This is a genomic window from Arthrobacter sp. 05T442 (genome assembly GCF_056395945.1).
The window spans coordinates 16004-28913 of sequence record NZ_JBFTKM010000028.1; the positions used below are offsets into that span (position 1 = coordinate 16004).

At 67.7% G+C, this 12910-nt stretch carries 13 protein-coding genes; 6 read left to right on the plus strand and 7 right to left on the minus strand.

What is annotated here, in order from left to right; translation table 11 throughout:
- Nucleotides 1–13: 13 nt before the first annotated feature.
- The 3 genes from AC1DES_RS18065 to AC1DES_RS18075 all read right to left on the minus strand — a co-directional run bounded on the left by AC1DES_RS18065 (nt 14) and on the right by AC1DES_RS18075 (nt 3874).
- Nucleotides 14–1954 (minus strand): bifunctional sugar phosphate isomerase/epimerase/4-hydroxyphenylpyruvate dioxygenase family protein, encoded by a 1941-nt coding sequence (locus AC1DES_RS18065; RefSeq protein ID WP_476897082.1) that lies wholly within the window; start codon nt 1952–1954, stop codon nt 14–16.
- On the minus strand, nt 1954–2835 hold the full coding sequence (locus AC1DES_RS18070) for a shikimate dehydrogenase (RefSeq protein WP_476897083.1): 882 nt from the start codon (nt 2833–2835) through the stop codon (nt 1954–1956). The genes AC1DES_RS18065 and AC1DES_RS18070 overlap by 1 nt, the downstream gene beginning before the upstream one ends.
- 196 nt (nt 2836–3031) lie before the next feature.
- Nucleotides 3032–3874, minus strand: a complete 843-nt coding sequence (locus tag AC1DES_RS18075; RefSeq protein ID WP_476897084.1) for an IclR family transcriptional regulator — start codon at nt 3872–3874, stop codon at nt 3032–3034.
- A gap of 224 nt (nt 3875–4098) precedes the next feature.
- Here AC1DES_RS18075 and AC1DES_RS18080 point away from each other — a divergent pair, with 224 nt between their 5' ends.
- Nucleotides 4099–5415, plus strand: coding sequence for an MFS transporter (locus AC1DES_RS18080; RefSeq protein ID WP_476897085.1), 1317 nt, complete (start codon nt 4099–4101; stop codon nt 5413–5415).
- Between the two features lie 132 nt (nt 5416–5547).
- Here AC1DES_RS18080 and AC1DES_RS18085 read toward each other — a convergent pair whose 3' ends face one another.
- Nucleotides 5548–6624 carry an ATP-dependent DNA ligase gene (locus AC1DES_RS18085; protein ID WP_476897086.1) on the minus strand — a complete coding sequence of 359 codons (1077 nt, stop codon included), beginning with the start codon at nt 6622–6624 and terminating at the stop codon, nt 5548–5550.
- Between the two features lie 174 nt (nt 6625–6798).
- Here AC1DES_RS18085 and AC1DES_RS18090 point away from each other — a divergent pair, with 174 nt between their 5' ends.
- Nucleotides 6799–7035 carry a hypothetical protein gene (locus tag AC1DES_RS18090; RefSeq protein WP_476897087.1) on the plus strand — a complete coding sequence of 79 codons (237 nt, stop codon included), beginning with the start codon at nt 6799–6801 and terminating at the stop codon, nt 7033–7035.
- Between the two features lie 4 nt (nt 7036–7039).
- On the opposite strand, the gene AC1DES_RS18095 is transcribed toward AC1DES_RS18090, so the two are convergent.
- From AC1DES_RS18095 to AC1DES_RS18105, 3 genes are all read right to left on the minus strand, one after another.
- Nucleotides 7040–7333: a MoaD/ThiS family protein gene (locus tag AC1DES_RS18095; RefSeq protein ID WP_476897088.1), complete on the minus strand. Its 294-nt coding sequence runs from the start codon at nt 7331–7333 to the stop codon at nt 7040–7042.
- A 4-nt stretch (nt 7334–7337) separates the two neighbouring features.
- Nucleotides 7338–8462 carry a WD40/YVTN/BNR-like repeat-containing protein gene (locus AC1DES_RS18100; RefSeq protein WP_476897089.1) on the minus strand — a complete coding sequence of 375 codons (1125 nt, stop codon included), beginning with the start codon at nt 8460–8462 and terminating at the stop codon, nt 7338–7340.
- Nucleotides 8463–8532: 70 nt separating this feature from the next.
- Nucleotides 8533–8733: a hypothetical protein gene (locus AC1DES_RS18105; protein ID WP_476897090.1), complete on the minus strand. Its 201-nt coding sequence runs from the start codon at nt 8731–8733 to the stop codon at nt 8533–8535.
- Nucleotides 8734–8897: 164 nt separating this feature from the next.
- Between AC1DES_RS18105 and AC1DES_RS18110 the strand changes: the two genes are divergently transcribed.
- The 4 genes from AC1DES_RS18110 (at nt 8898) to AC1DES_RS18125 (ending at nt 12722) form a co-directional block, all read left to right on the plus strand.
- Entirely contained in the window at nt 8898–9410 is a 513-nt protein-coding gene (locus AC1DES_RS18110) for a universal stress protein (RefSeq protein WP_476897091.1), read from the plus strand.
- A gap of 327 nt (nt 9411–9737) precedes the next feature.
- Nucleotides 9738–10079, plus strand: a complete 342-nt coding sequence (locus AC1DES_RS18115) for a metal-sensitive transcriptional regulator (RefSeq protein WP_476897092.1) — start codon at nt 9738–9740, stop codon at nt 10077–10079.
- A 61-nt stretch (nt 10080–10140) separates the two neighbouring features.
- Entirely contained in the window at nt 10141–10371 is a 231-nt protein-coding gene (locus tag AC1DES_RS18120; protein ID WP_476897093.1) for a heavy-metal-associated domain-containing protein, read from the plus strand.
- 47 nt (nt 10372–10418) lie between these two features.
- Entirely contained in the window at nt 10419–12722 is a 2304-nt protein-coding gene (locus tag AC1DES_RS18125) for a heavy metal translocating P-type ATPase (RefSeq protein WP_476897094.1), read from the plus strand.
- Nucleotides 12723–12910 lie beyond the last annotated feature (188 nt).

The following is a 12910-nucleotide window of genomic DNA, read 5'->3' on the forward strand; positions in this document are numbered from 1 at the left end:
GGTACGGGATGGGTCAGGTGGTGAGATTGAGCTGGTGCAGGTGGTCGTACTGAATCGCGTGCCGCACCGGGGCGTTGGGGGCGCCGTAGCCGTCGTAGGCTCCGCGGCGTTCGACCATTTCGAAAAACACGCTTCCGACTGTGGCGGTGTAGAAGTGCAGGAACTCGCCGTCGGCGTCGCGGTCGTAGAGCAGGTTCAGTTCCCGGAGCGTGGCGAGGAAGTCCGGCTCCAGCGCGAACCGCGCGTCAAGGTCCTCGTAGTAGTTCGCCGGGATCTGCAAGAAGTCCAGGCCGCGGTCCCTGGCAGCCCGGGCCGTGGCGACAAGATCATCCACCGCGAAGGCAACGTGTTCCTGGTACGTCCGGCGCTGTCCGGTGCCGCCGGATTCCGTACCGCCGTCCTGGTGGAGGAGGGGCGCCAGGTTCAGCACGAGGCGGACGCTCCGGTCCGCCGTGAGCATCACCTGCGAACGGACCAGCCCGGTAGGGCTTGCAACTTCCGCGTACGGCTGAGGCTCCAGGGCCAGTGCGCTCGTGTAGAACAACACGGCCTCGTCGAAGTGCTGCCAGGGCTGCGCCAGGTTGACGTGGTCGATCACGGCACCGGGATCGCCCGCACGGCCGGGCGCCGGCGGTTCCAGCTTTTCGCCAAATTCCCGGGTCCAGGCAGCCGTGCCGTCCGGGCTGCCCTGGCACAGGAAAATCTCGGTGGAGTCAGGTGCGGCGAAGCCCTGGAAGACTTCCTCGTCGGCCTGGCTCTTGCGGGGAACTGCCGGGGCCTTGAGCTGCTGGGCGCGGGCGGCGGCAATGACGGGGGAACCGACATCGAACCCCACGGCGGAAATGGCAGGCGCGGACCCGGCCCCGGAGCTCCCGGCCGGTTCCTCATTGATGATCACGCGCGCGTGGCCCATGGTCCACAATTGCACGTTCTTGGTCCGGTGGCGCCCGTTAAACGCGAAGCCCAGCTGGCCCAGCAGGGTTTCCAGTCCGGACGTGTCCGCGGCCCGGACCTCGGCGAAGTTGAAGCCCGCCGGTTCCGCCACCTGCGGGAGGGTGGCCAGTTCCATCGGGTAGCGACGGCGGCCGGCCCCCGCGGCGTTGCCTGCCCCTCCGGCGCCAGGCGCAGGGTTCTCCTGGAGCCAGTGGGCGCTCTGCTCTTCGAGCCAGATCAGCGACCGCATGGCATCGACGGCGGTGCGCTCGACGTCGGACTGGCGGAAGACGTCGTTGAAGACCTCGAGCGAGACCGGTCCGGCGTAGCCCGCCCGGACCACGTGGCCCATGAACTTGGCGAGGTCGAACTGCCCCTCGCCCGGGAAGACGCGGTAGTGCCGGCTCCAGGACAGCACGTCCATGGACAGCTTGGGGGCATCGGCCACCTGGACGAAGAAGATCTTGTCCGGGTTGAACACCTCGATGGGCGCGGTGTCCCAGTCGCGGGACAGGATGTGGAACGAGTCCAGGCACGTGCCCAGGTTAGGGTGGTCCACCATGTCCACGAGGCGATGGGCGTGTTCGTAGTCGTTGACGTACTTGCCCCAGGCAAGGGCCTCATAGGCGACCTTCACGCCGTGGTCCCCTGCGAGGGCGGCGAGCCGCGCGAGCTGGGCGGCCCGGAGTTCATCGTCGTCAATGGTCGCGGTGCCCACGTTTGAGCAGACCAGGATCGTGTCCATGCCCAGGCGGGACATCAGGCGGAATTTGGCGTCGGCGCGGCGCAGGTTGGCGGCGAGAAGTTCCTCGGGAACGGAGTCGAAGTCGCGGAACGGCTGGTAGAGATCCAGGCCGAGACCGAGGTCGGCGGCCAGCTTGCGGACATCTTCCGGGCTCAGCGCGGACGTCACGAGGTCTTGTTCGAAGATTTCGATCCCGTCGAAGCCGGCCACCGCACAGGCCTGCATCTTTTCCCGCAACGTGCCGGAGAGGCAGACTGTGGCGATTCCGGTACGCATCAGGCCGCCACCTCTTCCGCGGCCACGAGTTCCAGGAAGTGGGCGCGCATCCGGTCCGCGTCGGCGTCCAGCCCGGTGAAGATCCGGAAGGCGTCCGCCGCCTGCCCTACCGCCATGCGGCCGCCGTCGAGCACCTTGCAGCCCTTGGCCCGGGCAACCCGGACGAGTTCGGTGTCGATCGGCCGGTACACGATGTCGGCGACCCAGTGCCGGGGCTCGACGAGGGACATGTCCAATGGAACTCCGGGATGGGCGGCCATACCCACCGGGGTGCAGTGCACCAGGCCGTCGGCATGCGGCATCAGCTGCGGCAGCTCCGCCGTCGTCCGGGCCGTGATCTTCTGGTCCGGGAAGAAGCCCGAAAGTTCGGCGGCGCGTGCCGCGCAGCGGGCGGCGTCGGTGTCCACGAGGTCCAGTTCGCGGACGCCGGCGGTAAGCAGGGCGTAGGCGACGGCGGAACCGGCGCCGCCCGCGCCCAGCTGGACGACGCGGCCCAGCGCCGCGCCGGGGAGGCCGGACGCCAGTGCCGCCGCGAAGCCGGAGAAGTCGGTGTTGTGGCCGATGAAGCGGCCGTCCCGGATGACGACGGTGTTGACCGCGCCAAGGCGCCGGGCATCGGCGGTGACCTCATCCAGGTGTTCCAGGACGAGCTGCTTGCAAGGGTGGGTGATGTTGAGTCCGTTGAAGCCGAGCTGGCGGGCTCCGGCGAGGAGCGTCCCCACGGACTGGCCGGGCAGGCCGAGTTCGAGGAGGTCGATGGGCCGGTAGAGGTACCGCAGGCCCTGCACATCGCCTTCGCGTTCGTGCATGTAGGGCGTCAGGGACGGCATGACGCCGTCTCCTACCAGGCCCACGAGGAAGGACTCTGCTCGATTGCTCATCCGTTTAGCTCCTTTGACAACGGCACCTGGCAGGCCGGGACGCGCAGTGCGACGGCGGCGGGCCGGGTGACAGGAATGACAGTACAGGAAATGTTCACATGTTGCACTGATGTTCTTATTACGAACAAAGCATTACGGCGGCGGAAACCGTCGCCCGCTTCGGCGGGCGTATCCGGGGACCCCACTGCCGGGCCGCTCACTGCTGGGGCAACCGCGCGGACAGCTCGGCCGCGGCCGACTGGAGCAGCGGAACCAGTGCCACGAGGGCTTCCATGCTCATCCGGAACACCGGCACTGCGGTGGCGAGAGACGCGAACGCGTGGCCCTGGGAGTTGAAGACCGGCACCGCGATGGCGCGCATGCCGAGCTCGTTTTCCTCATCCATCGTGGCGTAGCCGCGGCGCCGGATCAGCCCAATCTCGGCCCGGAAGGCGTCGCGGTCGGTAATGGAGAACTCCGTCAGCGGCTCCAACTCCAGCTCTTCCTCCAGCCGGATGCGGGTGGCATCATCGGCAAAAGCCACGAGCGCCTTGCCCACGGACGTTGTGTGCAGGGCGCCCAGGTGCCCCGGATCACTCGTGACACGGAAGGTCTGCGGCCCGTCCACCTTGTTCACGGTCAGGTGGTGGTTGCCGTCGCGGACCGACAGGATCGTGGCCTCCCCCGACTGTTCCGTCACGCGCCGCAGGATCGGCAGCGCAGTGCCGGCAAAGCCGTGGTGGTTTGAGACCCGCTGGCCCAGCTGAAAGACGCGCAGCCCCAGGTGGTACCGGCGGCCGTCGGGCTCGTAGTCCACGAACCCGTCCCGCGTCAGGGAACCGAGCAGGCGGTAGGTGGTACTGAACGGCAACTCGGCCCGGCGCGACAGCTCCGCGGCACTGGCGCCGCGCGGCTCGTCACCCAGGAGGACGAGCAGGCCCAGGGCCTTGCCCACCATGTCCGTACGGTTGTCCTCCCTGGCCGGCCTGGGCGCCTCCGGAACGGACCCGCGGGGGTGGCCGGCGGCCTCGGCAGCTTCTGTGTCTTGATTCACACTCATAGGTCGATGTTCTCACATGGTGAGAGCTATTTCTAGATGGTGATTATTTTTCTTGACAAGTGATCGCGCTCACAGCCATGATTGCTACATCGCACAAGTAGCTCCCACCATGCGGCTACTATTCCGGGTTTTTCCACGGACCTCCCGCTGTCCCGGACATAGGCCGGTGGCAGTCGGACCTTCCCGATCCATCCGCGACAACGTCGTCACACATAAGGAACACCATGAGCCAGACACTGCCGTCCACGACGCCGGGTACCGTCACCGGCGGGACGCCAAAGAAGGCGGCCCTCGCCAGCTTCCTCGGTAGCGCCGTCGAGTATTACGACTTCTTCATCTTCGGTTCGGCGGCAGCGCTGATCTTCCCCAAGGTCTTCTTCCCCGATGCGGACACCAACGCGTCGATCATGTCCTTCGCGACCTTCGGTTTCGCCTACGTGGCCCGCCCCATCGGCGCCGTCATCCTTGGACACTTTGGAGACAGGGTGGGGCGCCGGAAGGTCCTCATGTTCACACTGCTGCTGATGGGCGCCTCCACTTTCGTGATCGGCTGCCTGCCCGACTTCAAGACCGTGGGCTGGTGGGCTCCGGTGCTCCTGGTCCTGGCGCGCCTTTGCCAGGGCCTGTCCGCAGCCGGCGAGCAGGCCGGGGCGTCATCAATGACGCTGGAGCATGCTCCGGACAACCGCCGCTCCTTCTTCACCTCCTGGACCCTGACCGGAACCCAAGGCGGCCAGATCCTTGCAGCTCTCGTCTTCATCCCGGTGCTGGCACTGCCCGACGAGGTCAAGTACGGCATCGGCTGGCGCATCCCGTTCTGGCTCAGCGCCGTCGTGGTCATGGTCGCGTTCTTCATCCGGCGCACCCTGCACGAGCCGCCGGCGTTCGAAGAAGCGCAGAAGTCCGCACAGATCGCCAAGCTCCCGGTTGCCGACCTCCTTAAGTACCACTGGCGCGACGTCCTCCGCGTCATCGCCTGTGCGTTCATTGCCGCAGTCTCCACCGTCTTCGGCACGCTGGCCATCAGCTACGCCAAGAACGTCGCCGGCGTGGACGGGACCACGACGCTGTGGCTCGTGGTCGGCGCCAACCTGGTGGCACTGGGCACGCAGCCGCTCTTCGGCAAGCTGGCGGACAGGATCGGCCGCAAGCCGGTCTTCATCTACGGCGCGCTGTCCAGTGCCGTCCTGACACCCGTGTTCCTGCTGAGCCTCGAATCCCACAGCACCCCGTTGATGTTCCTGGCCGCGATCGGCTTCTTCTCCTTCGGCTACGCGGCCTCGAACGCGGTCTGGCCTTCCTTCTACGCCGAGATGTTCAGCACGAAGGTCCGCTTCTCCGGCCTTGCGATCGGCACGCAGCTTGGCTTCCTGATGGCCGGGTTCGCACCGACGATCGTGGCAGCCATGGGCGGCATCCAGCGTGGCGGCTGGGTCCAGATCAGCGTCTTCACCGCTGTCATCTGCGTCATCGCAGCCGTCTCGGCGCTCACCGCCAAGGAAACCTTCAAGGTTCCGACCAAGGAACTCGGCCTGCGCTAAGCCGGCCGCCGCGTTCCTTCCCGCTTGCCGGCCGGATTGCCCGGTGTGTCCACAGGACACGCCGGGCTTTTCGGTGTGTCGGGGCACTCCTGGATAAGCAACCGGGAGGGAGCGCAGGGGGACCGGCCGCGCCTAACTGCTGCCGGCCCCCAGCACCTCGGCGAGCTCGTAGCTGACCGGCTCCTCAAGCTGCCCGTAGGTGCACGAGCGCGGATCCCGGTCGGGCCGCCAACGCACGAACTGCGCCGTGTGACGGAACCGCGGCCCTTCCATATGGTCGTATTTGACTTCCACAACCCGTTCCGGCCGGAGCGGCGTGAACGCCAGGTCCTTGCCCCCGCTCCACCTGCTTCCCTCGGCGTTCCTGGGTGTCCGGATGCCCGCCTCCTGCCGGGCTGCGGCCCAGGGGTGCGCATCCAAGCCGGTGACCAGCGGCTGGAGTTCCTCGAAGAGCTCTTTGCGGCGCTGCAGCGGAAAGGCTCCCGCGACCCCCACGCTGGCGAGGCCGCCGTCTTCGTCATAAAGGCCCAGGAGCAGGGAACCGATCCGGTCCGGGCCGGAAGCGTGCACCCGGTAACCGGCCAGGACACAGTCAGCGGTGCGCTCATGCTTGAGCTTGAACATCGCGCGCTTGTCCGGCTGGTAGGGCCCGTCCAACGCCTTGGCCACAATCCCGTCCAGGCCCGCCCCCTCAAACTGACGGAACCACAGTCCGGCCGTGCCCCTGTCCCGGGTCGCCGACGTCACGTGGACCGGCGGGGAGCTGTGCGCGAGCACGCGCTCCAGCGTGTCCCGCCGCTCGGCGAAGGGACGGGCAGTGAAGTCCTCGTCATCGAGGGCGAGCAGATCGAAGGCGACGAAGCTCGCCGGGGTCTGTCCGGCGAGCAGCAGGACCCGACTCGCCGCGGGGTGGATCCGCTGCTGGAGCGCATCGAAGTCGAGCCTGTCCCCCGAGGCGCCGACCAGGATGATTTCGCCGTCGAGCACACATCGCGGCGGCAGGTTCGCCTTCAGTGCGTCCACGAGCTCCGGGAAGTAGCGGGTGAGCGGCCTGCCGTTGCGGCTGCCGATTTCCACCTCCTCCCCGTCGCGGAAGATGATGGACCGGAATCCGTCCCACTTGGGCTCGAAACTTAGCGGCCCCTCGGGCAGCGCGCTGACGGCCTTGGCCAGCATCGGCGCGATTGGGGGCATCAGCGGCAGTCGCATAGGGCCTATTCTGGCCCGGGCGCGCCCCCAAGTCGATCCCCCGGCGGGCTGAAACCTCGCCGGCCCGGAAAGCTAACCCACCCCTTACCTTGGCGAAACGCGGCCGCAACATTGGCACCGGACACTGGAAGGGCCGGCAATAGCAGGCACCAGCTCCAGTTCGGGAGGCACTCCATGTTGAAGGAAGCCAAAGCCCATGTGACCCGTATCCGCGCCCTGGACCAGCTGCACCGCGGCGACGAGATCGAAGCCCGCCTGCGCGTGGGCCCGAACTACGACGACGTCGTGATCCGCCGCGGCCGGGTCCAGGAGACGGCTCCCGGGATCGGCGTCGTCTGGATCATGGACCGGCACTCCGGCCTGCGCAAGGCCATCAACGCGGACGAGTGCACCGTCTGGCGGGTGGCCTGAGGCGTCAGCCTCCCGCGACGGACTGGATGATCAGGACCTCCTGGCCCGGTACCACCGCTGTCTCGAGGCCCTGCAACCGCCGGATTTCATTCCCGTTGACGTATATATTCACGTAACGGCGGATGGTCCCGGTTTCGTCCCGAAGCCGCCGTGAGAGCGCCGGATAATCCCCCGTCACCGCGTCCAGCAGGCGCCCCACCGTCACGGCCTCCTCGGCGGGCGCAGTCAGCAGCGACTGCCCGCCGGCGAGTGGCTGAAGGACGCTCGGCAGCACCACAGTGATCTCTGCCCCGCTCATGCGGTCACGGAAGAACCGGAAGCACGGCAGGGGAGACCGCGGCCGCCCGGACGCACAGCACGTCCGGCAGGTGCGAGGCCACCTCGGTGAAATGTTCGCCCTCGTCGGCGCTGGCGTAGACGCTGCCGCCGCGTGTCCCGAAGTAGACGCCTGCCGGTTCCGCCGAATCGACGCAGGCGGCATCGCGCAGCACCGAGTTGTATTCGGCAGCGGGAAGGCCGGCGTCGAGCCGTTTCCAGCTGCCCCCGGCGTCATCCGTACGGTGGACCGCCAGCTTGCCGTCCGGCGGAATCCTTTCGCCGTCGGCCTTCAGCGGAATCACCCACGCCGTGCCCGCGCGGCGCGGATGCGTCAGCATCACGAAACCAAAGTCCGCGGGGAGCCCTTCGGCAATCGATTCCCAGGTCTCGGCGTCGTCGTCGCTGCGGTAGACGCCGTGATGGTTTTGGGCGTACAACCGGCCGTCAACGGCGGCGTCAGCCGCGATCTTATGGACGCACTGGCCGAATTCGGGGTAAGGGTCCGGCATGAAGCGCGCGGAAATCCCCTTGTTGCGGGCCATCCAGGTGGAGCCGCCGTCGAGCGAACGGTAAACGCCGCCGGTGCTCATCGCAATGTGCACCTTCTCCCCCGAGGGGTCCACGACGATCGAGTGGGCCGCGGCACCGCCGTAGCCCGCACCCCATTCGCTCCGGTGCGGATGGTCCCAGAGGCCACGGTTGAGTTCGAAGTGCTCACCGCCGTCCGTGGATTTCCAGACGGAGATCGGCTCGCAGCCAGCCCACACCACGCCAGGGCGCGATTCGGCGTCAGGGTAGATCTGCCAAACACGCTCCAGCGCGGATTCCGTGTCCTCGGGGAACCGGATGGCGCCCTGCTCGGGCTCATTCCACGTCCCGCCCAGGTCATCGGAGTGGAAGACGGTGGGGCCCCAGTGCTCGGAACGGACCCCGACCAGGATCCGGGTGCGGCCGCCGCGGGTGTCGATGCCGATGCTGGGGATCTCGCTCATCAGGAAATGCGGGCCGGAAAGGGACCAGTCCTTTCGGTCCTGGCTTGTGGCAAGCCACAGCCCCTTCTTGGTTCCGATCGCCAGGACGTAACTCTCTGCGGTAGACATGCCCCCCATGCAACCACTCCGGCACGGACGCCGCAATGGTTAATCTGCGGCAATCGTCCCGCCGGCCCGGCAGCGGAAATCAGTCCACGAACTCCGACTGCGTCTCGATGAAGTCCCAGTCGGCGTCAGTGAGCACCCCGGCGACGTTGTCCGGGTGGGGTCCCCCGGCCTCCGCGATGCCCTGCAACACCGTGAGCGGCATTTCGCTGGCACGCAGGTTTTCGCGCAGCCACTCCTTGCACCCGAGCTCCAGATCCAGCCACCACATGAAGATCTCCACGACAGCACCTCTTCCTTTGCCTTCAACGTTAGGCACCGCCCCGGAAGTCTTCAATAGCAGCCCCGCGCGCCCAGCCTCAACGCGGAGCCGGCGGCCGCGCCACCTGCACGAAGATCGGGAAGTATGGCCCTGTTCAGGCCCGGCGACGGGCCCAACAATTGAGTATGTCTTCAGAGCACATCACCGGCCCGTCCCCCTTAGTCGTGGGCGTGCTCCCCGGACAGCATCCGGAGGTGCTGCGGACCGCGACATCGCTGGCAAAAAGCCTCGCGGTGCCCATGATCTGCGCCTTCGTGGATGAGGCCAGCTACCTCGTCGAATGGGACCCGGCGCGGTCCGCCCACCGTCTCTCCCTGCATCCGGACGCCGACGACGACACGATCCGGGCGGTGACCCAGGAGCTGCGGTCCACCATAGAGGCGGCCTGCGAAGGCCTGGGAATCGACTGGACACTCCGAACCCTGGCCGGGGACCCCGCCCGTGCGATCGGCCGCCTGGCGGCCGAGACCAACGCCGGCATGATCATCGTCGGAACCCCGGAACACGGGCTTGGACACCGCATCACGGCGGCGCTCAACGGTTCCGTGGCCGCGTGGCTGAGCCACCATCAACAGCATCCCATTTTGATTGTCCCGGCGCCCGCGACGCATCACCGCCGTGCGGCACCGGGCGACTGACCCCGCGCCCCTGTCCCCAGGCCCCTGGCCCAGCGACGGCGTCCCCCGCCAGCCCCGGGATCGAGCCGGATTCCGGCCCCGAACCGGGCACGGAAAAATAAAGCGAAAGTAGTTATTCGCCGTGCTGGCGCTATCCCCTTACCGCCGAGTAAGCTCGAATTCGTAAGCGAGCTTCACCGCTTACCCCATAGCTGCTCCGGAGTGCGTATCCCCCAATAACGCACTCCGGAGCTCTTTAATGTCCGGAGCGCTGCAGCCAGTTTCCTCGGCGCCGCTCTCCCCAACGCGCGCCTTGAAACATACCCCTAGGGGGTATATGTTGGGGAAATGAACGAGTCCGAAGCTCCCGCAGTGGAACCCGGGGACACCGAGCTGCATCACGGCTACTCCCCCAACAAGGACGCCTACCTGCTGCGCCTGAAGCGGATCGAAGGCCAGGTGCGCGGCATCGCCAGGATGGTCGAGGAGGACAAGTACTGCATCGACATCCTGACCCAGGTCGCAGCCGTCACCAAAGCCCTCCACGCCGTCAGCCTGGGCCTCGTGGAGGATCACATCGGCCACTGCGTCGTCGGTGCGGCCTCCGAGCCCGATCCGGCATTGCGGGCGGCGGCCATCGAATTCAAGGTCAAGGAGGCGACCGACGCCATCGGCCGCCTGCTGCGGTAACTGCACCCCACACACCACCGGGCCGGTGAACCACAGCCGGCCCAACGACAAGGAGCCAGCCATGAGCACCGTTTCCACCACCGTCAGCGTTTCCGGCATGACCTGCGGCCACTGCGTGTCCTCGGTCAGTGAAGAACTCGAGTCGCTGGCCGGCGTCGACAAGGTGGACGTCGACCTCAATGCCGGCGGGATCTCCACCGTGACCATCACCTCCAGCAATGCCCTGTCGTCGTCCGAGATCGGTGAAGCCATCGCCGAGGCGGGCTACATGGTGGTCGCCAACGAAGCGTAGGAACCGGGCCCGCCACCGGCCGGCACCCCTTGAGGACAGGAGGAACCATGAGCAACGAGCAACTGCTGGACCAGGCCCGGAGCCGGGTGATTGAACTCGATATTGAGGGCATGACGTGCGCGTCCTGCGTCAGCCGGGTCGAGCGGAAACTCGGAAAGCTCGACGGTGTTGAAGCCTCCGTCAACCTGCCCCTCGAGTCGGCCCACGTCACCGTCCCCGCGGCGATCACGGACGAACAGATCACCGCAACGGTCGCCGCAGCCGGTTACAGGGCCACGGTCCGGCCGGCCAAATACGCCGGGCCTAGGGTCGGACCTGTCGAAATCCCGGGTGGCACAGCCGCCTCAACAACGGGAACAGCCGCCATGCTGCGCCCGCGGCTGATCCTGGCAGCAGTCCTGACCGTCCCCGTATTCCTGATCTCGATGCTCCCGGCCTTCCAGTTCGCCAACTGGGGCTGGGTGGCGGGCGCCCTCGCGTTCCCAGTGGTCAGCTGGGCGGCATGGCCGTTCCACCGGGCTGCGGCGGTCAACGCCCGGCATTTCGCCTCCACCATGGACACCCTGGTGTCGATCGGCGTGACTGCGGCGTTCGTCTTCTCGGCCTGGCAACTGCTCGCCTCGCCCATGCTGACGGCGGACCCGGGCATGGCAGGCACGGAGCCGGGCGCCGGCGGCCTCTACTTCGAGGTCGCGTCGGTCGTCACCACGTTCTTGCTGCTGGGCCGCTATCTTGAGGCCAGTGCCAAGCGGAAGGCCGGCGACGCCCTCAAGACACTGCTGGATCTCGGCGCCAAGGACGCCACTGTTCTCCGGGACGGCGGCGAGTGCAAGATCCCTGCGGCCCAGCTCGGGGTGGGAGACGTCCTTGTGGTCCGTCCAGGCGAGAAGATCGCCACCGACGGCGTCGTCATCGAAGGCGCGTCGGCCGTGGACGCCTCCCTTGTCACCGGCGAATCCGTGCCGGTCGAAGTCGGGCCGGACAGCACTGTCATTGGCGCCACCATCAACACCTCCGGCCGCCTCCTGGTCCGCGCCACGCGCGTCGGCGCCGAGACCACCCTGGCCCAGATGGGCCGGCTCGTCTCCCAAGCCCAGACCGGAAAGGCCCCTATCGCGCGCCTCGCGGACCGCATCAGCGCCGTCTTCGTGCCCGTGGTGCTGGCGATCTCCGTGGTCACCTTCGGCGCATGGCTGCTCACGGCCGGGCCGGTCGTCACCGACGCCGGACTCCGCGCCGCCTTCACGGCCGCCGTTGCCGTCCTGGTCATCGCCTGCCCCTGCGCCCTGGGCTTGGCCACTCCCGTGGGGATCCTCACCGGAACCGGCCGGGGAGCCGAGCTGGGAATCCTGATCAAGGGACCCCAGGTCCTCGAAGACACGCGGACGGTGGACACTATCCTGCTGGACAAGACCGGCACGGTCACCACCGGCCACCTCGCCGTGGACATCACGCAGGCGTTCGGCACGTTCGGCCAGGACGAGGTCCTGCGGCTTGCCGGGGCCGTGGAGTCCGCCTCCGAGCACCCGATCGCCCACGCCATCGCCGCGGCGGCCCGGTCCGCGGGAATCCGGCCCGACGACGGCGGCCGCCTCCCCGCCGTCGCCGGCTTCCGCTCCGCCCCCGGCGGCGGTGTCCAGGGCACCGTGGAAGGACACCTCGTCACCGCGGGCCGCACGGGCTGGCTGCAGGAGAACGGCGTCACGCTGTCCGCGGGGCAGCAGGCTGCCTTCCGCACAGCAGAGGACTCCGGGGCCACAGCGATCTGGGTTGCCGTGGACGGGGAAGCCGCGGGCATCATCACTCTCCGGGACACGCTCAAGCCCGGCTCGGCTGCCGCGATCGGCCGCCTTCGCCGGCTTGGGCTCCGGCCGGTCCTGCTCACCGGAGACAACGCCGCAGTGGCCGCCCAGGTGGCCGCCGCCGTCGGGATCGCACCTGTTGATGTCTTCGCCGGCGTTCTGCCGGAGGCCAAGGTTGGGGCTGTGCGGAAGTTCCAGGCGGCCGGCGCCATTGTGGCGATGGCCGGCGACGGAGTGAACGACGCCGCGGCGCTGGCCCAGGCCGATCTCGGGATCGCGATGGGCTCGGGCACGGATGTCGCCATCGAGGCAGCCGATCTGACGGTCATGGGCAACGAGCTCGGACAGGTGGCGCAGGCCATCGAGCTGTCCCGCCGCACCCTGTCGACCATCAAGACAAACCTGTTCTGGGCCTTCTTCTACAACGCTGTGGGCATCCCCGTGGCCGCCCTGGGGCTGCTGAATCCGATGGTCGCGGGTGCCGCGATGGCCGCCAGCTCCGTGCTCGTGGTGGTTAACTCGCTGCGGCTGCGCAGTTTCGGCAAGTAGCCGCCGACCTCCCCAGCTGTCGACTGTCCGGCACCTTCGGGATGGGCAGGGGTGCCCATCGACACTTTTTTGCCGGGCACGGTAGCTTGGGGGCAATGGATCTTCCGGAGACGCCGGAGGCCGCTGGGGATGCCGACCTCGTTCGGGTCCGTTGACATTGAAGGAGTTATCGAATGGCTATTTGGGGT